The organism is Microbacterium sp. SSM24 (genome assembly GCF_025989145.1).
Taxonomy (GTDB): domain Bacteria; phylum Actinomycetota; class Actinomycetes; order Actinomycetales; family Microbacteriaceae; genus Microbacterium.
This window is the reverse complement of the sequence record NZ_JAPDNQ010000002.1, coordinates 270,799-294,014: the sequence shown is the minus strand read 5'-3', so window position 1 is coordinate 294,014 and position 23,216 is coordinate 270,799. Positions and strand designations below refer to the sequence as shown.

Sequence of the window (23,216 nt, the reverse complement as noted above, 5' to 3'; positions counted from 1 at the left end):
GCGGGTGACGGCGGTCAGGGGGCCATGCCGGGGGTCAGGGCGCGATGCCGGCGGCGGCCGGCTTGAAGCCTGCGCGCACGTTCTCGCAGCACGCCGGACGGCACACGTCGAACCAGGGTCCGAGGTTCGTCGCGTGCGGCCGATCCACGGCCGGTGTTCCCTCGAGGCGCTCGACGACGAGGTCGATCAGCCCCGAGACGAACACGGGATCGACACCGGGGGTCTGCGTGCGGACGGCACGGATGCCGACCTCGGCGGCGGCATCCATCGCCTCCGTGTCGAGATCCCAGAGAACCTCCATGTGGTCGCTCATAAAGCCCAGCGGCACGATGGCGATGGCTGCGACGCCGGCGCCCGGCAGATCGGCGATGACGTCGTTGACGTCGGGTTCGAGCCACGGCTGGCTCGGCGGACCGGAGCGGCTCTGGTAGACCAGCTCCCAGCCGATGCGCGCAGCGGACGGGATCTCGGCTGCGACGGCCGCCATCACGACCTCCGCGACCGCGAGGTGCTGCGCGGCATAGGCGCCGCCCTCGCCGAGGTCTCGATGCGCGGGGTCGCCCTCACGGGGCCCCGAGCGCTCGGCATCGGCGGTCGGAATGCTGTGCGTCGAGAAAAGCACCCGCACCGATTCCGGCGGGATGCCGTCGGCAAGGAATCCCGCCACCGCATCGCGCACCCCGTCGACGAACGGCTGAACGAATCCGGGGTGATCGAAGAACTGCCGCACCTTGTCGATCGTGACGGTGCCGGCGAGACCGGTGTCGGTGAGCACGCGCGCGAAGTCTTCGCGGTACTGCCGGCAGCTCGAGAACGAGGAGTACGCGCTGGTCGCGAGGGCCAGCAGGTTGGTGCGGCCGGAGGATGCGGCATCCGTCACCGCCTCCTCGAGATACGGCGCCCAGTTGCGGTTGCCCCAGAAGACGGGCAGGGCGATCCCCCGACGCTCCAATTCCGCCTCCAGCGCCGCCTTGAGCGCGCGGTTCTGGGCGTTGATCGGGCTGATGCCGTCGAAGTGCCGGTAGTGGTGGGCGACCTCTTCGAGCCGTTCGTCGGGGATTCCGCGGCCACGCGTGACGTTCCGCAGGAACGGGATCACGTCGTCCTGCCCCTCCGGCCCGCCGAAGCCCGCGAGGAGAATCCCGTCGTAGGCGACGGACTCCTCCACGAAGGGGGATCCGGATGCCGCGGCCGGCGACGCGAAAGGGACCGAGGTGTCTTCTGCCGAAATCACTCCTCCATCCTCGCACCGCCCGGGACGCCGGGATTCATCGGTGACGCGCCGGACCGGAGGCTGGAATAGGCTGTAGCGGTTGCCGCCGGTGTCATCAACGCCGTGCCCGCCGTATCCACCCACACCCACGGGAGCATTGCAGTGCCTGGAGAGAACCTCACCCGCATCGAGGCGCAAGAGCGCCGAGCCATCGTCGACACGCACTCGTACGACGTCGTGCTCGACCTGACGAAGGGTGCCGAGGTCTTCGCGTCGCGCACTGTCATCCGCTTCTCGGCCACCGCCGGCGCCGATACCTTCATCGACCTGATCGCGCGCCACATCCGCCAGATCACGCTCAACGGTCGCGCCATCGACCCGGCGACCGCGTTCGCCGACTCGCGCATCGCGCTCACCGGCCTCGCCGCCGAGAACGAGCTCGTCATCGACGCCGACTGCCTCTACACGAACACCGGCGAGGGACTCCACCGGTTCGTCGACCCGGTCGACGGCGAGGCGTACCTCTACTCGCAGTTCGAGGTGCCCGACTCGCGGCGCATGTTCGCCGTCTTCGAGCAGCCCGACCTGAAGGCGACCTTCCGGTTCTCCGTGACCGCGCCCGCGGCGTGGAAGGTCGTGTCCAACTCCCCCACGCCCGAGCCGCAGGATCACGGCGATGGGACGGCGACGTGGGCGTTCCCCGTCACCCCCCGCATCTCCTCCTACATCACGGCCCTCATCGCCGGACCGTACGAAGCCACGTTCTCCGAACTGACCAGCGCCTCCGGGCGCGTCGTCCCGCTCGGCGTGTACGGCCGCAAGAGCCTGTGGCAGTACCTCGACGCCGACTACATCTTCGAGAAGACGCGTCAGGGCTTCACCTACTTCGAGGACAAGTTCGACTACGCGTACCCGTTCGAGAAGTACGACCAGCTCTTCGTGCCCGAATTCAACGCGGGCGCGATGGAGAATGCAGGCGCGGTCACGTTCACCGAGAGCTACGTCTTCCGCTCGAAGGTCACCGATGCCGTGAAGGAGCGTCGCGTCGTCACGATCCTCCACGAGCTCGCCCACATGTGGTTCGGCGACCTCGTGACGATGAAGTGGTGGAACGACCTGTGGCTGAACGAGTCGTTCGCCGAATGGGCGTCGACCATCGCGACCGCCGAAGCCACCGAATGGACCGAGGCCTGGACCACGTTCAACGCGATGGAGAAGACCTGGGCGTACCGCCAGGACCAGCTCCCCTCCACCCACCCCGTCGTCGCTCAGATCAACGATCTCGAGGACGTGCAGGTCAACTTCGACGGCATCACGTACGCCAAGGGCGGTTCGGTGCTCAAGCAGCTCGCCGCGTGGGTGGGCATCGAGCAGTTCTTCGCGGGTGTCGCGGCGTACTTCAAGAAGCACGAGTGGTCGAACACCGAGCTCTCCGACCTGCTCTCAGAGCTCGAGACCACGAGCGGCCGTGAGCTGTCGACCTGGTCGAAGAAGTGGCTCGAGACCGCGGGAGTCAACACCCTGTCCCCCGAGATCGCGACCGATGTCGACGGCACCATCACGCGTTTCGCCATCGTCCAGACGGCTCCCGCCGACTACCCGACCATCCGTCCCCACCGCCTCGGCGTGGGCTTCTACTCCCTCGAGGGCGACACCCTGGTGCGCGTGCATCACGTCGAGCTCGATGTGGACGGCGACCTCACTGAGATGCCCGCGCTCAAGGGAGTGAAGCGTCCCGACCTCGTGCTGCTCAACGACGAGGATCTCGCGTACGCGAAGATCCGGCTCGACGAGCGCTCGCTGCAGACGGCGATCGACCACCTCGCGAAGATCAGCGATCCGCTCGCCCGCTCGCTCGTGTGGGGTGCGGCCTGGGATCAGACGCGCGATGCCGAGGCGTCCGCCTCCGACTACGTCGACCTCGTGCTGCGCAACATCGGCTCCGAGACCGAGTCGACGACCGTGCGCACCACGCTCGCACAGCTGCTGCTCGCCGCCAACGCGTATGTCGCACCCGAGAAGCGCGACGTCACCCGTCAGAAGGTCGCCGACGCCCTGTGGTCGCTGGCCGAGGGCGCCGAGGCGGGCAGCGACAGCCAGCTGCAGTTCGTCACCGCCTTCGCGAGCGCGGCGGCGACGCCTGCGCAGTGGGAGAATGTTCGCCGCGTGCGCGAGGGCGAGGTGTCGTTCTCCGGACTCGACATCGACACCGACCTCTCGTGGCAGCTGCTCGTGGGTCTCGCCGCGGGAGGCGTCGTGACCGGCGACGACATCGATGCGGCGCTCGCCGCCGACAACACCGCGAAGGGCGGTGAGTTCGCCGCACAGGCGAAGGCCGCACTCCCGACCGCCGAGGCGAAGGCCGCCGCCTGGTCGTCGCTCGTCGATCAGGACGACCTGCCCAACACGATCGTGCGCTCCGCCGCGCTCGGCTTCGTGCATCCTGCGGGACGCGACCTGCTCGGCTCGTACGTCGAGCCGTACTTCGCCGCGCTCCTGCCGATCTGGGAGTCGCGCAGCTACAAGATCGCCGAGTACCTGATCTTCGGGCTGTACCCGTCGCCGCTCGCGAACCTCGCGCTGCGCGACGCCACGCGCGGCTGGCTCGAGACCCACGCCGATGCCGCTCCGGCGCTGCGGCGTCTCGTCGCAGAGAACCTCGCCGGCGTCGAGCGCGCCCTCTCCGTGCAGGAGCGCGACGCGCAGTAGTCGTGATCGGATGCCTCGGCCCCGCGTTCAGGTGGGACCGAGGCATCCGTCGTTAGGATCGACACGATGATGCCCCTCTCCACTTCCACCGATCCCGCCGCGCCCACGCTGTGGACCGAGTTCCTGGGGTTCCTCGCGAAGGCGGGCTGGAACGCGCTCACCGTCGCCGGCATCATCGTCGGCGCGCTCATCATCACGTGGATCCTCCGCATCGTGATCCACAGAGTGGTGAACCGCATCGTCAGCGGGGCGAAGTCGAAGGCCAATGTCGATGACACCCAGGCGCTCGAGCGATCGCCGCTCGCGTCGGTGCGGCTCGTCCAGCGCACGCGCACCCTCGGGTCGATCCTTCAGAACATCGTCGGCGTCACGGTCGCGATCGTGGCCATTCTCCTCATCATCAACGTTCTGGCTCCCACCGCGCTGGGATCGCTGACGCTCCTGACCGCCGCGATCGGCGCAGGCCTCGGCTTCGGCGCGCAGAACATCGTCAAGGACGTGCTCAACGGCATCTTCATCGTGGCCGAGGACCAGGTGGGCATCGGCGACGTCGTCGATCTCGGCCTCGCGTCGGGAATCGTGGAGTACGTCAGCGTGCGCGTGACCCATGTGCGCGATGTCAACGGCACGCTCTGGTACGTGCGCAACGGCGAGATCACCCGTATCGGCAACCTGTCGCAGGGCTGGTCGCGGGTCATCATCGATCTGTCGATCCCGGTGGATGCCGACATCGACGAGGTCGAGAAGATCCTGCTCGACACGGCGCGCGCGCTCGCGAAGGACGCGAAGTGGCGCACCCGCATCCTCGAACAGCCCGAGGTGTGGGGCCTCGAGTCGATCTCGGGCGATGCGCTGGTCATCCGACTCGTGATGAAGACGCGCGCCAACGCGAAGGACGACGTCGCGCGCGAGCTCCGGATGCGGGTGAAGAAGGCGCTCGATGAGGCGGGCATCACGCTGCCCGCACTGAACACGATCATGCCGACGGGCATCGAGGGCGCCCAGCGCGTACGCGGAGCGAACCCGCCCAAGACCAAGCCGACGCCCGTCGCGCCGCCGCCCGCGGCGTCCCGGCCCGTGTGGAAGCCCAAACGCACGTCCAAGACCGCGCCCGAGACGGGCGACGAGCCGGAGGCGACGCCGTGAGCGCCGTTCCCCTGAGCTTCTACGACGAGATCGGCGGTCACGACGCATTCGTGCGCCTGGTCGACGCGTTCTACCGCGGCGTCGCCGACGACGACGTGCTGCGACCGATGTATCCCGAGGAGGACCTCGGTCCCGCCAAGGAGCGGCTCACCGGCTTCCTCGAGCAGTACTGGGGCGGCCCGACGACCTACAGCGAGCAACGGGGTCACCCGCGCCTGCGGATGCGCCACGCACCCTTCCACGTCAATCCGGATGCGCGCGACCGCTGGCTCGCACACATGCGCGTGGCGGTCGACGAGCTCCATCTCTCGCCGCTGCACGAGGCCACGCTGTGGGACTATCTGCAGCGCGCCGCGCATGCGATGGTGAACACGTTCGAGCCGAGCGGCATCGGCCCTGCTTCGGGCGGGCGGGATGCGGCATCCGGTCCGTCGCTCTCCGTCACCGCCGTCCCGCCCGCTGACTGACCCGCTTCCCACCCCACCCCATCCCCCCACCCCCTCGACAAAGGAGTCGACATGCCCGCAGACCCCACCACGCACACCACGGACGTCCTCGTGATCGGATGGGGCCTCGCCGGTCTCGTGGCCGCCTCCGAGGCCGTCGCCGCAGGGAAGCGCGTCGTGATCGTCGACCAGGAGCCCCGCTCGAACCTCGGCGGACAGGCCTGGTGGTCCTTCGGCGGACTGTTCTTCATCGACTCGCCGGAGCAGCGCCGGATGGGGATCAAGGATTCGATCGAGCTCGCTCGCCAGGACTGGTTCGGCAACGCCGCGTTCGACCGCGAGGAGGATCTGTGGCCCCGGCGCTGGGCGGAGGCCTACCTGCAGTTCGCACATCAGGAGAAGCGCGCCTGGCTGAAGGAGAAGGGGGTCGGATTCTTCCCGGTCGTGGGGTGGGCCGAGCGGGGCGGGTACACGGCGACCGGTCCCGGCAACTCCGTCCCCCGGTTCCACATCACGTGGGGAACGGGCCCGGGAATCGTCGCGCCGTTCCAGGCCTCCGTCGAGGCCGGCGAAGGCCAAGGCCGCATCACGATCCTGCCGCGCCACCGCGTCACCGCGCTGACCCTCACGAACGGAGCCGTCACGGGCGCAGAGGGCGAGATCCTCGCACCCTCGGGCGCCGCCCGCGGCGTCGCATCCTCGCGTGAGGTCGTCGGGTCGTTCGCGATCACGGCGGGTGCGACGATCGTCTCGTCGGGCGGCATCGGCGGCAACCACGAGCTCGTCCGCCGCGCATGGCCGGAGCGGCTCGGCACGGCTCCCGCCACCATGGTGGCCGGTGTGCCCGCGTACGTCGACGGCTCGATGCAGGGCGTGTCGGAGGCCGCCGGCGCGCGGCTCATCAACGGCGACCGCATGTGGCACTACGTCGAGGGCATCCAGAACTGGGATCCGGTCTGGCCTGATCACGGCATCCGCATCCTTCCCGGGCCCTCATCCGTGTGGCTCGACGCGACCGGCACCCGACTGCCCGTGCCCCTCTTTCCCGGCTTCGACACGCTCGGGACGCTCGCCCACCTGCGCGCGACCGGGCACGACCACTCGTGGTTCGTTCTTTCGCAGCAGATCATCGAGAAGGAGTTCACCCTCTCGGGAAGCGAGCAGAACCCCGATCTGACCGGCAAGGACGTGCGCCTGCTCGCGAAGTCGCGGCTCGGGAAGGGCGCTGCCGGACCCGTTCAGGCGTTCATGGACAAGGGCGCCGATTTCGTCGTGCGCGACACCCTGGACGAACTGATCACCGGAATGCGGGCGCTCCCGGGCGGCGACGTGCTCGACGGGGAACGCGTGCGGTTCGAGGTCGAGGCGCGTGATCGCGAGATCGACAACGACTTCACGAAGGACGCGCAGATCGCGATGCTGCGCTCGGCGCGCTCGTACCGCGGCGATCGCTTGATCCGCACGGCGAACCCTCACCGCATCCTCGACCCGAAGTCCGGGCCGCTGATCGCGGTGAAGCTCCACGTGCTCACGCGCAAGTCGCTCGGCGGGATCGAGACCGACTTGGCGGGCCGCGCGCTCGGCGAGAGCGGCGAACCGATCCCCGGCCTGTACGCGGCGGGGGAAGCGAGCGGCTTCGGCGGCGGCGGCGTGCATGGCTACCGTGCACTCGAGGGCACGTTCGTCGGCGGATGCCTGTTCTCCGGCCGGACTGCGGGTCGGGCGGCCGCCGGCGCCGTCTGAGCGCCTCGCGCGGGGACCCGCAGGTCAGGGGGCGGACGTACCGGTGCGCCGCACGGCGGTGAGTCCTACGGCGACGGGCCCGCGCACGATGACATGACCGCGATCGAGGCTCACACGGGTCCACGGACCGCTCGTGAACACGCGAGCGGTCTCGGCGCCGCTGATGAATCCCATGCTCATCGCGGCGAAGGCCGCGCCGAGCGGAAGTCCTTCGAGCTCCGCGTCGGGCGCGCCCCACACGGCCGCGCGGATCGCGCGGACGACGTCCTCGCCCGCGTCCGTCGGCACCGCCTCGGCGACGCGTGCGATGCCTCCCTGCGCTCTGGCGGCCAGCTGCGACGCGTCGACGCCGCCGCGAGCGGTCCACCCCGACCGGGGCGGAGCGATGCCGGCCCACGCGGGTGAAAGCGCCGTCTCGGGCAGCTGCACGGCGGTCGCATCGTCGGGCGCGGCGCTGAGGGCGGATGCCTCGACCACGAGGTCGCACACCAGCTCGGGGTCCGCTCCCAGGGTTCGCATCGCGAGCACCGTCGGGGTGGCATCCCCGATGCCCCGCGGTGCGAGCGGAGCCGCCGTCATGACGAGCACTCCCCCGTTCGCCTGCAGCCGGACCGGTTCGTCGGTGAAGCGGTCCGCGCGACCGGCGAAGGTCAGCGCGTCGGCGGCGGACTCGGCGTCGGCGAGCAGAAGGCGGGGGGACATCGCCTCTAAGCTACCAAGCGGAGCGATGGGGGCGTGGGCCCCGGGAAGGGAGATCCGTGGACCAGGTCGACTGGGAGCCCGATCCCGACCCCGTGGCCTCGATGCTGTCCGTGCTCGATCTCGCGGGGTCGGATGCGCGCACGACGGAGGACATCTTCACCGGCGAATCGCAGTCGATGCCGCTCGGCCGGGTCTACGGCGGGCAGGTGCTCGCGCAGTCGATCATCGCTGCGGAGCGGACCATTCCCGAGGGCCGCACAGTCCATTCGATGCACGGATACTTCCTGCGCCCGGGCGACTCGGCGAAGGGGATCACGTTCGCCGTGGATCGCATCCATGACGGGCGTTCGTTCTCGACCCGACGCACGCAGGCGTTTCAGGAGGGCGTGCCGATCTTCTCGATGATCGCGTCGTTCCAGGACGAGGACCCGGGAATCGAACACCAGGCGTCTATGCCCGACGGCGTGCCCCGCCCCGATGATCTGCCCGACATCGAGGCGCACCTGAAGGGCCTGCATCCGATGTCGAAGCGCCTGTTCACCGACCGTCCGGTCGATCTGCGGCACGTCCCGTCGCCGATCTACCTGTCGGTCGAGGGCGACAGAGCGCCCAGCCAGGCGGTGTGGATGAAGGTCCGCCGGCCGATCCCCGACGATCCGGCGATCCATCGTGCCGCGCTGGCGTACCTCAGCGATCTGACGATCCAGGAATCGATCCTCCGGGCGCACGGCATCCCGTGGGCGATGCGCGGGCTGAAGGTGGCGAGCCTGGACCACGCGATGTGGTGGCACCGTTTCGGGCGGGTGGACGAGTGGATGCTGTACGTCCAGGAGTCGCCGAGCGCGCGGGGCGGGCGCGGATTGGCGACCGGACGGGTCTACGCCGAAGACGGCACCCTGCTGGCCAGCGTGGCTCAGGAGATCATGGTGCGCATTCCCCAGGGAGACCCGCTCGCGTGAGGCGTCAGCGTCGGTGCGCGTACTCGATGGACTCGCCGAGGTAGGGCGCCCAGGCGTCGCGCTCCGTGGTGGAGAGGCGCAGCGGACGCCCGGACTCGGCATCCACCTTCACGACGACCGTCGTGGCGCGCGCGTAGACCGTCTGCCCGCTGTCGCCGGCGGTCTCGACCGGGCTGCACACGTCGTAGCAGACCTCGATGCTCGAGCCGCCGAGCTTGCCGAACCACATCTGGACGTCGAGCGGATGCCGCTGGTACGGCACCGGCGCCAGGTACTCGATCTCCTGTCGCGCGATCAGCGTGAGCACGCCGCTATGGATGCTCGATTCGAGGACCGCGGTGTCGGGGGCGACCTCGCCGGGCTGAGGCAGCCAGAACGCGCGTACGCGGGCCTCCTCGAGCAGTTTCAGCATCGCGGTGTTGTTGACGTGGTTGAACGCGTCGAGGTCTCCCCACCGCAGGTGGATGGGGATGTGGAGGCGCCGGCCGGGGCCGACTCGGAGGTCGCCTGCGGCGTCAGTCACGAGTGAGCTTGCGGTAGGCGGAGCGATGCGGCTTGGCGGCCTCGGGGCCGAGGCGCTCGATCTTGTTCTCTTCGTACGCCTCGAAGTTGCCCTCGAACCAGTACCACTTGTCGGGCGCCTCGTCGGTGCCCTCGTAGGCCAGGATGTGTGTCGCGATGCGGTCGAGGAACCACCGGTCGTGCGTGATCACGACGGCACAGCCGGGGAACTCGAGCAGCGCGTTCTCCAGCGACTGCAGCGTCTCGACGTCGAGGTCGTTGGTGGGCTCGTCGAGGAGCAGCAGGTTGCCGCCCTCCTTGAGCGTGAGCGCGAGGTTCAGGCGGTTGCGCTCGCCACCGGAGAGCACGCCGGCCTTCTTCTGCTGGTCCGGGCCCTTGAAACCGAACTTCGACACATAGGCCCGCGAGGGGATCTCGATCTTTCCGACCGTGATGATGTCGAGCCCGTCGGACACGACCTCCCACAGGGTCTTGTTCGGGTCGATGCTGGACCGCGACTGGTCGACGTAGCTGATCTTGACGGTCTCGCCGACCTTGAGGTCGCCGCCGTCGAGCGGCTCGAGCCCCACGATGGTCTTGAACAGGGTCGTCTTGCCGACGCCGTTGGGGCCGATGACGCCGACGATGCCGTTCGGCGGGAGGCTGAAGGTCAGCCCGTCGATGAGGGAGCGTCCGTCGAAGCCCTTCTGGAGCTTCTTGGCCTCGATCACGATGCTGCCCAGTCGCGGGCCCGGTGGGATCTGGATCTCGTCGAAGTCGAGCTTGCGCGTGCGCTCGGCCTCGGCCGCCATCTCCTCGTAGCGCGCGAGGCGTGCCTTCGACTTGACCTGACGCCCCTTGGCGTTCGAGCGCACCCACTCCAGTTCGTCGGCAAGGCGCTTCGCGAGCTTCGCGTCCTTCTTGCCCTGCACGGCGAGGCGCTCGGCCTTCTTCTCGAGATAGGTGGAGTAGTTGCCCTCGTAGCCGATGAGGCGACCGCGGTCGACCTCGGCGATCCATTCGGCGACGTTGTCGAGGAAGTACCGATCGTGCGTGATCGCGATCACGGCGCCGGTGTACTTCTGAAGGTGCTGCTCGAGCCACAGCACGCTCTCGGCGTCGAGGTGGTTGGTGGGCTCGTCGAGGAGCAGAAGGTCGGGCTTCTGCAGCAGGAGCTTCGTGAGCGCCACACGGCGCTTCTCGCCGCCCGACAGCGGACCGATCTCGGCGTCGCCGGGAGGCGTGCGGAGGGCGTCCATGGCCTGCTCCAGCTGCGAGTCGAGGTCCCACGCGTCGGCGGCGTCGATCTCCTCCTGCAGCGCACCCATCTCGGCGAGCAGGGCGTCGAAGTCGGCGTCGGGGTCGGCCATGAGGCCCGAGATCTCGTTGAAGCGGTCGACCTTCGCCTTGATCGCGATGCCGTCCTGGATGTTCTCGAGAACCGTCTTGGTCTCGTCGAGCTCCGGCTCCTGCATGAGGATCCCGACGGAGAACCCCGGGCTCAGCTTCGCCTCGCCGTTGGAGGGAGCATCCAGTCCGGCCATGATCTTCAGGATCGTCGACTTGCCGGCGCCGTTCGGACCGACCATGCCGATCTTCGCGCCGGGGAGGAACGCCATGGTGACGTCGTCCAGGATGAGCTTGTCACCGACCGCTTTGCGGGCGCGGACCATCGAGTAGATGTATTCAGCCATATCGAGTGAACGTTCTCCTAAACCGTGACGACGTCAGCGTCCCAGCCTACCGGCCGTGAGATGGCGCAGCGGCGACGTCAGGCTCGGCGTCGCCGGGGGGAGACTCACCAGTCGATTGCGCGCGTCTCTGCGACGAGGCAACCGTCCTCCGGGACGACCGGCATGACGACGGTGACGGGATCACCCGTTGTGGGACCCACCTGTCCGACGAGGCACTGCTCGCCCCATTGCACGGAGAACTGGATGCTCTCCACGGGATTGCCGATCGTGGTGAGGTCGGCTGTCACCTCCATCGCCGACTTGTCGAAGCCCGCGCGGACGAGAGCGTCGATATAGGCTCGCCCCGACACTCGATCGGCCGATGCCCACACCTGCTCGGTGACCGCCGTGAACACCGGCAGGTTGTCGTACGCGTTCCCATCCGGAACGATCGCGGGGCTCGCCGCCGTACTCGATGGCGACGGGGTCGACGTCGCCGACGGACTGCCGCTCGGATCGGGGCTCGCCGATGGCCCGACCGGTGGCGCGACCGTGCAGCCGGCAACGGTGAGGGCGAGTGCTGCGATCAGCGCGGCGGCGTATCCGCGAGCGGCGCGTGAAGGCGGGAATCGCTCGGGGTATCGGGCCACGGAGCGAGTATAGGTCCCGCTACCCCGAGCGCCCGCTGTGAGCTCAGAACGGCGTTTCAGTGCCGACGAGCGCCAGCGGGCGCGGCTCCTCGGCGCTCGGTGAAGCGGACGACGGCGCCGGATTGCCGGGTGCCGCCCACGCATCGGCCCCCTCGTTCGTGGGCTCCCACGCCTCTTCCGGTACGGGCGCGGATGCGCGCGCGACCTTCGTGAACACGGTCGTCCCCCACATCAGGTCGTGACCGATCGCGTCTGCCTCGATCTCGACCGCAGTGCCGCGAGCGGTGCCGTTCTCCCAGCTGCGAATCCTCAGGCGACCCGTCAGCACCACGCGGTCCCCGCGGCGCAGTGACGCGTGCACGTGCTCGCCGAGACTACGAAACGCCGAGACGGCGTACCAGTTGGTGCCGGCGTCGACCCACGCGTTCGACGGTTTGTCGAACCTGCGTCGTCCGCTGCCCACACGGAAGGACGCGATGACGAGTCCGTCCTGCGTGTGCTTGAGTTCGGGGTCGTTCGCCAGATTCCCCGTGATCGTGATCGTGTCATTCACTTCTTCTCCTCCTGCCTCCGAGGACCCTCCCCGGACCCGCCGGCGCTCGAGTGCCCGTCGAGCGCCGGCGGTGAGTCGAATCTGGCGTGCGCAGGCGTCCGCTCGGGCCGAGCCACCGGGAACTGAGGATGCCCGCCCGACGTGCGCGTCTGGGGAGGAACCGGATCACGATCGATGTCGGAGGTCGCACATATGTTCGAATCGAAGGGAGTTACACCATGACGATGACCGACACCCCGACGATCGCACCGCCGAAGATCCCATCCGGCGTCCCCGTGCGCCTCCTCGAAGCCGCCCCCTCATTGTGGCGCGTCGTCGACCGACGCGGAGTCGTCATCGGGCACCTCCAGGCACTCGCGAAGGGCGGCGCCATCCAGTATCGCGCCCGGCGCTTCCATGCCACATCTCGCGCCTTTCTCGACCTCGGCGATTTCTGGAGCCTGTCGGACGCGCTCGACTGTCTGAGGTTCGCGCGGTGAGATCAGACGATCGACTCGAACTGATCCACGAGCGAGACCGGAACGCCCGCTTTGACCCGCTCCCAGGACTCCGCGAGAAGCCGCACGGCTCGCACCGCCTCGTCAGGAGGGGCGGTGAAGGGCACGCGAAGGTGACGGTCGTGCCCCCCGTCCACCGAGAATCGCGGTCCGGCCGAGAGCAGCACCCCCTTCGCCCGCACATCCATCACGAGAGCAGAGCTCAACGGGGCGTCAAGCTCGATCCAGAGCGAGACGCCACCGGCAGCGTGCGGGACGCGCCACGACGGGAGGCTGCTGCGAAGCGCGGTGGTGAGAGCATCCCGCCCGGCGCGAAGCAGTGCGGAACGCTGGGCGGCGATGACCGCGAAGTCGTCGAAGAGCGCCGTCGCGACCGCCTGCTCAAACTCCGGAGTGCCCAGATCGTGCGCGGGGCGTGCGGCGACGAAACGGCGCACGAGGTCCCCTTCGGCCCGGATCCACCCCACGCGGAGCCCGCCCCACACCGTCTTGCCCAGCGATCCGATCCTCACGACCCCGGCAGGGTCCGCGCCGACGAATCCCGCCGGCGCCGGCCCGCGATCGATGTCGAGATCCGCCGTGGTCTCATCCAGCACGAGCATCGACCCCGCACGTTCGGCCGCCAAGAGGAACGCGTCCCGCTCGCTCGACTCCATCGAGCGACCCGTCGGGTTCTGGAAGTCAGGCATGAGGTAGGCCATCACCGGCAGGGTGCGTGCGAACGCCTGCTCTGCACGGTCCACGTCCCATCCGGCGTCGGTCGTCACGGGAACCCCTACCAGGCGAGCTCCGGATCGCCGCAGCGCATCGACGGCGTGCGGGTACGTCGGCGTCTCGACCACGACGCGGTCCCCACGCCCCAGCAGCACGGATGCCACCAGATGGATCGCGCTCTGTGCACCGGTCGTGACCAATACCTCGGCCGGGCTGGTGGGAATCCCGCGCCGCTCGTAGTGCGCGGCGATCGCCTCGCGAAGCTCGAGGCTTCCGAGCACGTCGTAGCCCACCCGCGACACGAGCGCGGCAGCGCCCGCCGCGACCTGGCTCATGACCCCGGCAAGACCGGGCCACGCCGGCGGACTCGCCTGCTGCAGGTCGATCATTCCCTCGACGGCGACGGTGCGTCCAGGATCCCGGCGCTGCAGGGGCAGAGTGACACTGCCCGATCCGCGAAGGCTCGCGATGTGCGCCGTCTCGCGCAGACTGCGGTACGCGGCGGCAACCGTGCTCCGGCTGAGCCGCAGCGCGCTCGCGAGCTCGCGCTCGGCGGGCAGTGCGGTGCGGGGCGCGAGTCTGTTGTCGAGGCACAGCAGGCGGATGCTGTCCGCCAGTGCCTCATACGCCGGCTCGCGCGTACGCCACCCGCCCAGCGCCGCTGCCAGCGCACGCGCGGAGATCCGAGAGTCCATGGGGCCAGATTACGCACATTGGACTGTTCCAGCCAAGCCAATCCTGCGATTGGATGGTTGCATGGTTCGTCGCGTCATCCAGCTGCTCATCGGTCTCGTCCTCTACGGCGTGGGCTGTGCGATGACCGTGCAGGCCGGGCTGGGCGTCGATCCCTGGACTGTGCTGGCCGAGGGCATCTCCATCCACACCGGAATCGGCATCGGCTGGGTCGCCAACATCCTCGGGTTCTTCGTTCTCCTCCTCTGGATCCCGCTGCGTCAGAAGCCCGGCGTCGGAACGATCGCGAACATCCTGCTGGTCGGGACGAGCATGCAAGTCGTCCTCTCGATATTCCCCCCCGTTTCGGGGACTCTCGCGCAGTTCGCGGTCCTGCTCGGCGGCATCCTCGTCGTTGCTCTCGCCTCAGGTCTCTACATCGGCGCGCACTTCGGGCCCGGGCCGCGTGACGGATTGATGACCGGCATGCACAAGCGACTCGGATGGCCCATCTGGACCTGTCGCGCGCTCGTAGAGCTCACCGTTCTCTCGATCGGCTGGCTCCTCGGCGGCACGGTGGGGATCGGCACCGTCCTGTTCGCGTTCCTCATCGGCCCGCTCGTGCATATCGCGCTTCCGCTGCTCGACACGCGACGCGGGGTCGTCGATGCGAGTCGCGCACCCCGCGAGGTCGTCGCTTCAAGCGACTGACGGTCTGACGAGTTCTCGACCGCTCCCGGGTGTCAATGCTCCCGGAACTGCGGCCAATCACTCCCTGGAGTCATGCGAGAGTGGAGCGCGCTCTTCGCGATCTCCATCGAGGGATAGCTTCCGGCCGATCCGTCGGCTCCGGCCATCGTCACGGTGTAGCCGTCGTCGTCCTTGCGAATGCTGCCGACGACTCCCGACTGGCCGTATGCGACCCAGAGGGGGTGGTGCGTCTCCGTGGTGCTCATGAGCGAACTCCTTTCGGTGCGTCCGCTGCTGACGCTACGCCGCCTGCGCGCCGTACGCCAGCCTTCGACGACCGGCCACGCGAACCGATAGCCTGTTCTCTCACCCTTCCCTCCGTAGCTCAGGGGACAGAGCGAGCGGTTTCTACCCGCAAGGTCGGGGGTTCGAATCCTCCCGGGGGGGCATTTGGCCGTCGGCGCCCGTGCCGAACAGACGGCGTCCGGGGCCGTCAATAGGATGGAGCGCATGGTGGGGGCACCTGAAAACGACCGACTTGTCTGGATCGACTGCGAGATGACCGGTCTCGACCTGGCGGTCGACGAACTCGTCGAGATCGCCGTCGTCGTCACAGACTTCGAGTTGCGGCCGATGCATCCGGGGTTCCAGGTGGTCATCAAGCCCGATGCGTCTGCGCTGGCCAACATGAACGAGTTCGTGACGAAGATGCACGCGAAATCGGGGCTGCTCGACGAGATCCCGCACGGTGTCAGTGTGGCGGATGCCGAGTTCCAGGCCCTCGAGTACATCCAGCAGTTCGTTCCCCTGGAGGGCAAGGCTCCGCTGGCCGGCAACACCATCGGCACCGATCGCATGTTCATCGCGAAGTACATGCCGCGCATCGACCACTGGCTCCACTACCGCAACGTCGATGTGTCGAGCATCAAGGAGCTCTCACGCCGCTGGTATCCCCGCGCGTACATTCACGCTCCTGCGAAGGACGGCGGCCATCGCGCCCTCGCTGACATCCTCGAATCGATTCGCGAGCTCGCGTACTATCGCCAGGCCGTCTTCGTCCCCGAGCCCGGTCCCACCAGCGACGGCGCGCGTGCGGCCGCGGCGGCAGCCGTTTCGTCGTTCACGTCCAACGTGTGAGAGAATCTTCTGGTTGCCCGCTCATGCGGGAGACATGGTGGGTATAGCTCAGTTGGTAGAGCGCGGCCTTGTGGTGGCCGATGTCGCGGGTTCGAGCCCCGTTACTCACCCCAAGTAGTTCCCGATGGTCACGGGAACATGGATCGACTCCGCATCGGATCTTTCCGCACGTCGTGCGCGTCATTCGTCGTGCGCGTCATGAATCGGGTGACTCCGCACTCCCTCTTATGGGAGGAACAGTGTCAGAGACGCCAGACAAAGACAGCATCGCCGCCGTCAGGAGAAAGACCCGACGCTCGCGCAGGTACTGGTCGAACCTCGGGTACGAACCCACCGCCGCCCTGAACCTGGCTGATATCGCCCGAGATCATGCGGACTGGGACGACCAGAAGGTGACCGCTCAGCACGAGTACGAGATTCGAGCCGCTGAGCTGTCGAACCGATCGGAAGGGGTGCGGCGTCGAGGGTGACGGGCGCGTCGTCATCGGGGTGCTGATCGCAGCGTTGGCCGGGTACGCGGTGCTCGTGAACGTGATCGGTGCGGTCATGGCGAAGCGTCTCTCCCGCAGCCGGGACTCCCTCTCCTGACGTGACGGGGTCGTCAGCCGCGGCGCGGAGGACCGCGGTGACACGTCGAGGGACGTAGCCGGCCGCGGGTACGCTGGTGATGTCGGCGGTGGGGGTGGGCGGTTCCCGCCGATACCCGGGCAAGCCGCTTGAAACCGCGAGAATCGCGACCCACCGGCGGAGAAGCGAGGCATCATGATGGAGATGGATGCCGCGGCCTTCGAGCAACTCGTGATCGACGAACTCGATCTCCTCCCCGACGACATGGTCGAGGGGCTCGACAACGTCGTGTTCGTGGTCGAAGACCGCCCTGAAGACGGCAGCCTCGATCTTCTCGGCCTGTACGACGGCTGGGCCCTCACCGAGCGCGACAGGTACGGCGTCGGAGAACTCCCCGATCGCATCATCGTCTACCGCGAGTCCCATCTCGCGGTGTGCGAGACCGCGGACGAACTGCGCGACGAACTGCACACGACGCTGGTCCACGAGATCGCGCATTTCTATGGGATCGATGACGACCGGCTGCACGAGCTGGGGTGGGCGTGATGGTTCCGCTCGCGGCGCCCGACCTCGATACCGAGCGTGACGCGTCTGCCAACGCCCTGCCGGTGTCGCAGCGCCCGTGGCAGACCGTGGTGTGGGACGACCCCGTCAACCTGATGAGCTACGTCGCACACGTCTTCCGCGAGTACTTCGGCTTGGCACGCGAGGACGCGGAGCGCCTGATGCTGACCGTGCACAACGACGGGCACGCCATCGTCGCCGAGGGCGCCCGTGAGCAGATGGAGCTGCACGCGCGCGCCATGCACGACTACGGGCTGTGGGCCACGGTCCGACAGGCTCCCGCGTGAACGGGCGGATCATCGCCCTCGAACTGACGAGGATCGAAGCCGCGCATCTCACCGGCCTGGTCGCCCAGTTCGCCGACCTGGTCGACGGCGCCGAGACAGCGGACGGCGATCCTGCCATCGAGCGCCTCACCCCCGATGCCTACGAGGATGCCGACGCGGCGCGGGAGTTCCGCGAGCTGACCGAGAGCGACCTCCTGGACCGACGCCGTGACGACGCCGCAGCCATGCTCGCGACGCTGGAGGCGGCATCCGACATCTCGGAAGACCCTGATGACCCTGCCCTGCGGGAGACCGTCGCGATACCGCTCGATGATCCCGCCGTCGCAGCGTGGCTCCGAACGCTCGCCGCCATCCGGCTCGTGCTCGCCACACGCCTGGGCATCGACGACATCGACGACCACGACGCCGACGATCCGCGGTTCGGAATCTACGACTGGCTCGGCTACCGCCTGGACGGACTGGTGAAGGCCGTCGACGGCTCCGACTGATCAGAGCCCGTCACGGGACGTCGAAGACGTGTGTCGCGAGTCGCGCCGGCCCGTCGCGGTCGACGTGAGCCACCTCCTGGCGTGCCCAGCGGTCCCAGTGAGGCCGATAGCTGTCGCCGTCACGAGCGAGCGCGCGGTCACGGCGGGAGCGCGCGGGCGACTCGAGCCACACCCGCACGTCACCCAGCCGGCGGGTCTCAGCCGTCAGGACGCCGGACCCCTCGACCACGAGCGGCAGCGACGGATCCACGGCGTGCGCCTCGGCCGGCGCGCCGACTTCCCAATCCCACCGTTGCCACACGCCGACCAGGCCCCGCGCGTGCGGCGCAAGCACCTGCTCGCGCGCGAGGGCGACGCCGGCGTCCAGACCATCCCATCCGGGGTAGATCGAATCGAGAGCGACGAGCTGCACACGTCCCGCCAGCGGCCAGCGCGCAACGAGCGTCTTCGCGAGCGACGTCTTTCCGGCGCCGCTGCGGCCATCGATGAGAACCACCGGATTCGCCGCCGCAAGCTCCCTGATCGCGACGATGAGGCTCGACGCCGCGGCGTCGAGTGCGTGTGCGACCGGACCGGAGTTACTTCTTGAGGGCGCGGATGACACGGCTGAGCGCGCGACCGGCGAAGAAGACGAACGGAATCGCCACGGCGAGCATCGACACGACGTTCGGCTCGAAGCGGAGATCATCGCCGCGGCGGATGTAAGCGCCCAGCGGCACGGACCAGCCCCCGCCACCGCCACCGCCGTTGCCGGCCTCGTCGGATCCGCCGCCGAAGCCCGACCACGTGAACGCGACCGGGATCACCCGGATGCCGTCGACATCCTGCTGCTCGCCGTAGGCGCTCGTGACGCCGAAGGACGCGGACTGCTGACCGAGTTCGAGTGCGATGTTGGGCATGTCACCACGCTACCCGTCGTGACCTGCCGGTGTCAGCCCTGATCGAGCTTCGGCGCGGGCGGGTTCGACGGGAGGGTGCCTCCGCCTCGTGCGGCGCCGAGCAGTGTCGCGCGGGTGACTGCGCCGCGTCCGAAGCGGGCGGCCGCACCATCGAGAGCGTCTTCGATCCGGCGCCACTCCTGGTCGTCATCCCACAGCGCGAGCGGGGCGGAGCCGGCGCCTTGCAGCCTCTCGGCCCGCACACCGATCAGGCGCACGGGAAGGGGTCGCTCGACGGACTCGAACAGCTCGTGCGCGGCATCGCCGATCCGCTGACCGACCGCCGTCGGCTCCGGAAGGGTCTGCGAGCGGGAGATCGTGCTGAAGTCGGCGAAGCGCACCTTGATCGCGATCGTGGAGGCCTCCCAGCCGCCGGCGCGCAGTCGTGCCCCCACCCGGTCGGCCAGACGCCTCAGCTCCGCTCGGAGAATGATCGGATCGGCGATGTCTTCGTGGAACGTCTCTTCGTGGCCGACGCTCTTCTCGACGCGCGACGTGTCGACCTCGCGATGGTCGATCCCGCGCGCGAGGTGCCAGATTCGCTCCCCCATGGCCCGCCCGAGCGCCCTGTCGAGAACCTCGCGAGGGGTGTCGAGAACATCGGCGACGGTGCGGATGCCGCGGCCCTGCAGCGACTCCGCCGCTTTCGGACCCACCCCCCACAGCGCCCGCACCGACTGCGGCCGGAGGAACGCCTCGGTGCCCGACTCGGCGACGATGAGCAGGCCGTCCGGCTTGCTGAGGGTGGACGCCATCTTGGCGACATGCTTGGTCGCCGCGACGCCGACGCTGCAGACGAGGCCGGTCTCCTCCCTCAGCCGGGCGCGCAGGGCACGGGCGATGACACCCGGACTTCCCCACAGGCGCCGGACGCCGCGTACGTCGAGGAACGCCTCGTCGATCGACAGCGGCTCGACGAGCGGCGTGACATCGCGGAAGATGCCCATCACCTGGGCGGAGAGCTCGAGATAGCGGTCGAAGTGCGGAAGGACGACGATCGCGGTCGGACACAGCCGCAGAGCCTGTCCGACGGGCATCGCGGACCGCACGCCGAACCGGCGCGCCTCGTACGACGCGCTCGAGACGACCGACCGACCGTCGGGCGCGCCGACGATGATGGGCTTGCCGAGAAGCGAAGGGTCGTCGAGTTGCTCGACCGACGCGTAGAACGCGTCCATGTCGACGTGGAGGATGCCGGTTCCTGCGTCGTCCGCATCGTCGGCGGAGACCAGTCGCCCTGTGCCGTCACCGCGTCCCATGACTCGATTCTCCCCCGAACCACCGACGGCGCCGCGCTCTGGGAGAGCACGGCGCAGTCGGCGGTAAGCGGATCAGGATGCGGCGGCGCGTTCCAGCACGAGCTCGCGCACGCGAGCGGCGTCGGCCTGGCCCTTCATCGCCTTCATGACGGCGCCGATCACCGCACCAGCGGCCTGGACCTTGCCATCACGGATCTTCTCGAGCACATCGGGCTGCGAGGCGAGCGCCTCATCGATCGCCGCGATCAGCGCGCCGTCGTCCGATACGACGGCCAGCCCGCGAGCGTCGACGACCTGCTGCGGCGTCCCTTCGCCGGCGACGACGCCCTCGAGCACCTGGCGGGCGAGCTTGTCGGTGAGCGTGCCCGCATCGACGAGACCCTGGAGCGCCGCGACATCCGCCGGTGTGACGAGATCGGATGCTTCACGTCCCTCGGCGTTCGCGATGCGCGTGAGCTCGCCGGTCCACCACTTGCGCGCGGACGCCGGTGCGGCGCCGGCGGCGACCGTCGCCTCGACCTCGGCGAGGAGGCCGCCGTTGACGACATCCTGGAACTCCAGGTCGGTGAATCCCCAATCGGCCTTCAGCCGACGGCGGCGCGCGGCCGGCGGTTCGGGCAGTGCGGCGCGCAGCTCCTCGATCAGCTCCGGTGCGGGGGCGACGGGAAGCAGGTCGGGCTCCGGGAAGTACCGGTAGTCGTCGGCGTCGGACTTCGGCCGACCCGGCGAGGTGGTCCCGGTGTCCTCGTGCCAGTGACGGGTCTCCTGGATGATCGAGCCGCCGGCGTCGAGGATGGCCGCCTGGCGCTGGATCTCGTAGCGCACGGCGCGCTCCACGGACCGCATCGAGTTGACGTTCTTCGTCTCGGTGCGCGTGCCGAGCTTCTCCTGGCCGCGCGGGCGCAGGGAGACGTTGGCGTCGCAGCGCAGATTCCCGCGCTCCATGCGGGCCTCGGAGATCCCGAGCGCGAGCACGATGTCACGGATCGTCTGGACATACGCCTTCGCGATCTCGGGCGCGCGGTGCTCGGCGCCGAAGATCGGCTTCGTGACGATCTCCACGAGCGGCACGCCCGCGCGGTTGTAGTCGACGAGCGAGTACTCGGCGCCCTGGATGCGCCCGGTCGAGCCGCCGACGTGCGTCAGCTTGCCGGCATCCTCCTCCATGTGCGCACGTTCGATCGGCACGGTGACGACCGTTCCGTCGGCGAGCTCGACGTCGACCTGTCCTTCGAAGGCGATCGGCTCGTCGTACTGGGAGATCTGGTAGTTCTTGCCGAGATCGGGGTAGAAGTAGTTCTTCCGTGCGAAGCGGCTCGAGGGCGCGATCGAGCAGCCGAGCGAGAGCCCCAGGCTGATCGAGTACCGGATGGCCTCGGCGTTGACGGTCGGGAGCGAGCCCGGCAGGCCCATGTCGACGGGGGCTACCAGCGTGTTGGGCGCCGCGCCGTGGTTGTCGGCGTGCGCGGGGTTCGCAGCCCCCGAGAACATCTTGGTCTTCGTGTTGAGCTCGACGTGCACCTCGAACCCGAGTACCGGCTCGAACAGCTCGAGCGCCCGGTCGAAGTCCATCAGCTTGTCCTTGGCCATCAGCGTCCTCCTCCGAGGATCGGGGCGCGATCGAGCAGCGGCGCACCCCATGAGTCGAGCAGCACGGCTTCGAGGGCCGCGCCCACGCGGTAGAGGCGCGCATCCTCCCGCGCAGGGGCGAGGAACTGGATGCCGACCGGAAGCCCGTCTTCTGCCGCGAGGCCGGACGGGATCGAGATGCCGGGCACGCCCGCGAGGTTCGCGGGGATCGTGGTCACATCGTTGAGGTACATCTGCATCGGGTCGTCGATCTTCTCGCCGAGACGGAAGGCGGTGGTCGGCGCCGAGGGCGTGGCGATGACGTCGACGTTCGCGAAGGCCGCGTCGAAGTCGCGCTGGATGAGCGTGCGCACCTTCTGCGCTGAGCCGTAGTACGCGTCGTAGTACCCGGCGGAGAGGGCGTAGGTGCCGAGGATGATGCGGCGCTTCACCTCGTCGCCGAAGCCGCGGTCGCGGGTCGCGGCCATGACGTCTTCCACTGTGCCGCCCGGTACGTCGACGCGCAGGCCGAAGCGAACCGAGTCGAATTTCGCGAGGTTGCTGGATGCCTCGGCGGGCAGGATCAGATAGTAGGCAGCGACGCCGTACTCGAAGTGCGGTGCGCTTATCTCGACGATCTCGGCGCCCTGTGCCTCCATCGCAGCGAGTGCGGCACGGAAGGACGCCGACACCCCGGACTGAAAGCCCTCGTCGGGAAGCTCCTTGATCACGCCCACCCTGAGTCCCTTGAGGACATCGCCGCGGGCACCCTCACGTGCGGCCTCGGCGAACGATGGCCACGCGTCGGAGAGAGACGTGGAGTCCTGCGGGTCGTGGCCGCCGATGACGTCGTGGAGCAGTCCGGCGTCGAGCACGGTGCGCGCGACGGGTCCGACCTGGTCGAGGCTCGATGCCAGTGCGATCGCTCCGTATCGGCTGACTCCCCCGTAGGTCGGCTTGAGGCCCACGGTGCCGGTGACATGCGCGGGCTGACGGATCGAGCCGCCCGTGTCGGAGCCGAGGGCGAGCGGCGCCTCGAAGGCAGCCACCGCCGCAGCGGAGCCTCCGCCGGACCCGCCGGGGATGCGGTCGAGATCCCACGGGTTGCGCGTCGGGCCGTACGCCGAGTGCTCCGTCGACGAGCCCATCGCGAACTCGTCCATGTTCGTCTTGCCCAGCGGCACGAGCCCCGCGGCTCGAGAACGTGCGACGACGGTGGCGTCGTACGGCGACATGTAGCCCTCGAGGATCCTCGATCCGCTCGTCGAAGGCATGTCGGTCGTGACGAGCACGTCCTTGACGGCAAGCGGAACGCCGGCGACGGGGCCGAGCTGCTCGCCCGCCGCGCGGCGGCGGTCGATGTCGGCGGCCGCATCGAGAGCGGTGTCGCTCACGTGCAGGAAGGCGTGTACGTCGCCGTCCACTGCCGCGATGCGGTCGAGATGCGCCTGTGTGGCCTCCACACTGGAGACTTCGCGCGAGGCGAGCTTCTCAGCGAGCGCAGCGGCGCTGAGCTTGGTCAGATCAGTCACGAGGGTC

The 23,216-nt window shown here is 68.8% G+C and carries 25 protein-coding genes and 2 tRNA genes; 13 read left to right on the top strand and 14 right to left on the bottom strand.

The genetic code is table 11. The features are described 5' to 3' along the window. Nucleotides 1-34: 34 nt before the first annotated feature. On the bottom strand, nucleotides 35-1,234 hold the full coding sequence (locus OL358_RS13315; protein ID WP_264710550.1) for a ferrochelatase: 1,200 nt from the start codon (nucleotides 1,232-1,234) through the stop codon (nucleotides 35-37). Nucleotides 1,235-1,375: 141 nt separating this feature from the next. Here OL358_RS13315 and pepN point away from each other — a divergent pair, with 141 nt between their 5' ends. The 4 genes from pepN to OL358_RS13295 all read left to right on the top strand — a co-directional run bounded on the left by pepN (nucleotide 1,376) and on the right by OL358_RS13295 (nucleotide 7,257). Next, nucleotides 1,376-3,922 carry an aminopeptidase N gene (pepN, locus tag OL358_RS13310; protein WP_264710549.1) on the top strand — a complete coding sequence of 849 codons (2,547 nt, stop codon included), beginning with the start codon at nucleotides 1,376-1,378 and terminating at the stop codon, nucleotides 3,920-3,922. Nucleotides 3,923-3,988: 66 nt separating this feature from the next. Beyond that, nucleotides 3,989-5,068, top strand: a complete 1,080-nt coding sequence (locus OL358_RS13305) for a mechanosensitive ion channel family protein (protein ID WP_264710548.1) — start codon at nucleotides 3,989-3,991, stop codon at nucleotides 5,066-5,068. Next, nucleotides 5,065-5,535, top strand: a complete 471-nt coding sequence (locus OL358_RS13300; RefSeq protein WP_264710547.1) for a globin — start codon at nucleotides 5,065-5,067, stop codon at nucleotides 5,533-5,535. The genes OL358_RS13305 and OL358_RS13300 overlap by 4 nt, the downstream gene beginning before the upstream one ends. 51 nt (nucleotides 5,536-5,586) lie before the next feature. Continuing rightward, nucleotides 5,587-7,257, top strand: a complete 1,671-nt coding sequence (locus OL358_RS13295) for an FAD-binding dehydrogenase (protein ID WP_264710546.1) — start codon at nucleotides 5,587-5,589, stop codon at nucleotides 7,255-7,257. Nucleotides 7,258-7,281: 24 nt separating this feature from the next. Here the strand turns inward: OL358_RS13295 and OL358_RS13290 are convergent, their stop codons facing one another. Continuing rightward, complete coding sequence (locus OL358_RS13290) at nucleotides 7,282-7,959, bottom strand: hypothetical protein (RefSeq protein ID WP_264710545.1); 678 nt, start codon at nucleotides 7,957-7,959, stop codon at nucleotides 7,282-7,284. A 101-nt stretch (nucleotides 7,960-8,060) separates the two neighbouring features. On the opposite strand from OL358_RS13290, the gene OL358_RS13285 reads away from it, so the two are divergent. Next, a complete protein-coding gene (locus OL358_RS13285) occupies nucleotides 8,061-8,918 on the top strand; it encodes an acyl-CoA thioesterase (protein ID WP_264711018.1) in 858 nt (285 codons plus the stop codon). Nucleotides 8,919-8,922: 4 nt separating this feature from the next. Here OL358_RS13285 and OL358_RS13280 read toward each other — a convergent pair whose 3' ends face one another. From OL358_RS13280 to OL358_RS13265, 4 genes are all read right to left on the bottom strand, one after another. Continuing rightward, nucleotides 8,923-9,441, bottom strand: coding sequence for an acyl-CoA thioesterase (locus tag OL358_RS13280; RefSeq protein ID WP_264710544.1), 519 nt, complete (start codon nucleotides 9,439-9,441; stop codon nucleotides 8,923-8,925). After that, a complete protein-coding gene (gene ettA / locus OL358_RS13275) occupies nucleotides 9,434-11,113 on the bottom strand; it encodes an energy-dependent translational throttle protein EttA (protein ID WP_264710543.1) in 1,680 nt (559 codons plus the stop codon). Before ettA ends, OL358_RS13280 begins: the two co-directional genes overlap by 8 nt. Nucleotides 11,114-11,217: 104 nt before the next feature. Beyond that, nucleotides 11,218-11,742 carry a DUF6993 domain-containing protein gene (locus OL358_RS13270; protein WP_264710542.1) on the bottom strand — a complete coding sequence of 175 codons (525 nt, stop codon included), beginning with the start codon at nucleotides 11,740-11,742 and terminating at the stop codon, nucleotides 11,218-11,220. 43 nt (nucleotides 11,743-11,785) lie between these two features. Continuing rightward, nucleotides 11,786-12,295: a single-stranded DNA-binding protein gene (locus OL358_RS13265; RefSeq protein WP_264710541.1), complete on the bottom strand. Its 510-nt coding sequence runs from the start codon at nucleotides 12,293-12,295 to the stop codon at nucleotides 11,786-11,788. Between the two features lie 224 nt (nucleotides 12,296-12,519). Between OL358_RS13265 and OL358_RS13260 the strand changes: the two genes are divergently transcribed. Next, nucleotides 12,520-12,774, top strand: coding sequence for a hypothetical protein (locus OL358_RS13260; RefSeq protein WP_264710540.1), 255 nt, complete (start codon nucleotides 12,520-12,522; stop codon nucleotides 12,772-12,774). 2 nt (nucleotides 12,775-12,776) lie between these two features. On the opposite strand, the gene OL358_RS13255 is transcribed toward OL358_RS13260, so the two are convergent. After that, on the bottom strand, nucleotides 12,777-14,201 hold the full coding sequence (locus OL358_RS13255; RefSeq protein WP_264710539.1) for a PLP-dependent aminotransferase family protein: 1,425 nt from the start codon (nucleotides 14,199-14,201) through the stop codon (nucleotides 12,777-12,779). Nucleotides 14,202-14,262: 61 nt separating this feature from the next. On the opposite strand from OL358_RS13255, the gene OL358_RS13250 reads away from it, so the two are divergent. Continuing rightward, nucleotides 14,263-14,889, top strand: coding sequence for a YczE/YyaS/YitT family protein (locus OL358_RS13250; RefSeq protein WP_264710538.1), 627 nt, complete (start codon nucleotides 14,263-14,265; stop codon nucleotides 14,887-14,889). Nucleotides 14,890-14,921: 32 nt separating this feature from the next. Here the strand turns inward: OL358_RS13250 and OL358_RS13245 are convergent, their stop codons facing one another. Then, the gene (locus tag OL358_RS13245) at nucleotides 14,922-15,134 is read right to left on the bottom strand and encodes a methyltransferase (protein WP_264710537.1); all 213 of its coding nucleotides are present in this window, start codon (nucleotides 15,132-15,134) and stop codon (nucleotides 14,922-14,924) included. A gap of 108 nt (nucleotides 15,135-15,242) precedes the next feature. On the opposite strand from OL358_RS13245, the gene OL358_RS13240 reads away from it, so the two are divergent. The 3 genes from OL358_RS13240 to OL358_RS13230 all read left to right on the top strand — a co-directional run bounded on the left by OL358_RS13240 (nucleotide 15,243) and on the right by OL358_RS13230 (nucleotide 16,118). Beyond that, a tRNA-Arg gene (locus OL358_RS13240) sits at nucleotides 15,243-15,315 on the top strand. A gap of 63 nt (nucleotides 15,316-15,378) precedes the next feature. Next, a complete protein-coding gene (orn, locus tag OL358_RS13235; protein WP_264710536.1) occupies nucleotides 15,379-16,005 on the top strand; it encodes an oligoribonuclease in 627 nt (208 codons plus the stop codon). Between the two features lie 37 nt (nucleotides 16,006-16,042). Next, a tRNA-His gene (locus OL358_RS13230) sits at nucleotides 16,043-16,118 on the top strand. Between the two features lie 129 nt (nucleotides 16,119-16,247). Here the strand turns inward: OL358_RS13230 and OL358_RS13225 are convergent. Then, on the bottom strand, nucleotides 16,248-16,553 hold the full coding sequence (locus tag OL358_RS13225; RefSeq protein WP_264710535.1) for a hypothetical protein: 306 nt from the start codon (nucleotides 16,551-16,553) through the stop codon (nucleotides 16,248-16,250). A 217-nt stretch (nucleotides 16,554-16,770) separates the two neighbouring features. Between OL358_RS13225 and OL358_RS13220 the strand changes: the two genes are divergently transcribed. The 3 genes from OL358_RS13220 to OL358_RS13210 are packed head-to-tail and all read left to right on the top strand — an operon-like array spanning nucleotide 16,771 to nucleotide 17,911. Further along, nucleotides 16,771-17,118 carry a metallopeptidase family protein gene (locus tag OL358_RS13220; protein WP_413631677.1) on the top strand — a complete coding sequence of 116 codons (348 nt, stop codon included), beginning with the start codon at nucleotides 16,771-16,773 and terminating at the stop codon, nucleotides 17,116-17,118. Continuing rightward, on the top strand, nucleotides 17,109-17,423 hold the full coding sequence (clpS, locus tag OL358_RS13215; protein ID WP_264710533.1) for an ATP-dependent Clp protease adapter ClpS: 315 nt from the start codon (nucleotides 17,109-17,111) through the stop codon (nucleotides 17,421-17,423). The genes OL358_RS13220 and clpS overlap by 10 nt, the downstream gene beginning before the upstream one ends. Beyond that, nucleotides 17,420-17,911 (top strand): DUF2017 domain-containing protein, encoded by a 492-nt coding sequence (locus OL358_RS13210; RefSeq protein WP_264710532.1) that lies wholly within the window; start codon nucleotides 17,420-17,422, stop codon nucleotides 17,909-17,911. Before clpS ends, OL358_RS13210 begins: the two co-directional genes overlap by 4 nt. Before the next feature lie 10 nt (nucleotides 17,912-17,921). Here the strand turns inward: OL358_RS13210 and OL358_RS13205 are convergent, their stop codons facing one another. From OL358_RS13205 to gatA, 5 genes are all read right to left on the bottom strand, one after another. Next, nucleotides 17,922-18,515: a hypothetical protein gene (locus OL358_RS13205; RefSeq protein WP_264710531.1), complete on the bottom strand. Its 594-nt coding sequence runs from the start codon at nucleotides 18,513-18,515 to the stop codon at nucleotides 17,922-17,924. Continuing rightward, entirely contained in the window at nucleotides 18,490-18,810 is a 321-nt protein-coding gene (locus OL358_RS13200; RefSeq protein WP_264710530.1) for a hypothetical protein, read from the bottom strand. Before OL358_RS13200 ends, OL358_RS13205 begins: the two co-directional genes overlap by 26 nt. 32 nt (nucleotides 18,811-18,842) lie before the next feature. Continuing rightward, nucleotides 18,843-20,108 carry a DNA polymerase IV gene (gene dinB, locus OL358_RS13195; protein WP_264710529.1) on the bottom strand — a complete coding sequence of 422 codons (1,266 nt, stop codon included), beginning with the start codon at nucleotides 20,106-20,108 and terminating at the stop codon, nucleotides 18,843-18,845. A 72-nt stretch (nucleotides 20,109-20,180) separates the two neighbouring features. Next, complete coding sequence (gene gatB, locus OL358_RS13190) at nucleotides 20,181-21,698, bottom strand: Asp-tRNA(Asn)/Glu-tRNA(Gln) amidotransferase subunit GatB (RefSeq protein WP_264710528.1); 1,518 nt, start codon at nucleotides 21,696-21,698, stop codon at nucleotides 20,181-20,183. Beyond that, nucleotides 21,698-23,209, bottom strand: a complete 1,512-nt coding sequence (gene gatA / locus OL358_RS13185; protein ID WP_264710527.1) for an Asp-tRNA(Asn)/Glu-tRNA(Gln) amidotransferase subunit GatA — start codon at nucleotides 23,207-23,209, stop codon at nucleotides 21,698-21,700. The genes gatB and gatA overlap by 1 nt, the downstream gene beginning before the upstream one ends. Nucleotides 23,210-23,216 lie beyond the last annotated feature (7 nt).

Coding starts and splice junctions, on each gene's coding strand:
- OL358_RS13285 (WP_264711018.1), top strand. CDS start 8,061: ATGCTGTCCGTGCTCGATCTCGCGGGGTCGGATGCGCGCACGACGGAG.
- OL358_RS13220 (WP_413631677.1), top strand. CDS start 16,771: ATGGAGATGGATGCCGCGGCCTTCGAGCAACTCGTGATCGACGAACTC.
- OL358_RS13245 (WP_264710537.1), bottom strand. CDS start 15,134: ATGAGCACCACGGAGACGCACCACCCCCTCTGGGTCGCATACGGCCAG.
- OL358_RS13255 (WP_264710539.1), bottom strand. CDS start 14,201: ATGGACTCTCGGATCTCCGCGCGTGCGCTGGCAGCGGCGCTGGGCGGG.
- orn (WP_264710536.1), top strand. CDS start 15,379: ATGGTGGGGGCACCTGAAAACGACCGACTTGTCTGGATCGACTGCGAG.
- OL358_RS13295 (WP_264710546.1), top strand. CDS start 5,587: ATGCCCGCAGACCCCACCACGCACACCACGGACGTCCTCGTGATCGGA.
- dinB (WP_264710529.1), bottom strand. CDS start 20,108: ATGGGACGCGGTGACGGCACAGGGCGACTGGTCTCCGCCGACGATGCG.
- OL358_RS13200 (WP_264710530.1), bottom strand. CDS start 18,810: ATGCCCAACATCGCACTCGAACTCGGTCAGCAGTCCGCGTCCTTCGGC.
- OL358_RS13250 (WP_264710538.1), top strand. CDS start 14,263: ATGGTTCGTCGCGTCATCCAGCTGCTCATCGGTCTCGTCCTCTACGGC.
- ettA (WP_264710543.1), bottom strand. CDS start 11,113: ATGGCTGAATACATCTACTCGATGGTCCGCGCCCGCAAAGCGGTCGGT.
- OL358_RS13305 (WP_264710548.1), top strand. CDS start 3,989: ATGATGCCCCTCTCCACTTCCACCGATCCCGCCGCGCCCACGCTGTGG.
- OL358_RS13260 (WP_264710540.1), top strand. CDS start 12,520: ATGACCGACACCCCGACGATCGCACCGCCGAAGATCCCATCCGGCGTC.
- OL358_RS13225 (WP_264710535.1), bottom strand. CDS start 16,553: ATGACCGCACCGATCACGTTCACGAGCACCGCGTACCCGGCCAACGCT.
- OL358_RS13290 (WP_264710545.1), bottom strand. CDS start 7,959: ATGTCCCCCCGCCTTCTGCTCGCCGACGCCGAGTCCGCCGCCGACGCG.
- gatB (WP_264710528.1), bottom strand. CDS start 21,698: ATGGCCAAGGACAAGCTGATGGACTTCGACCGGGCGCTCGAGCTGTTC.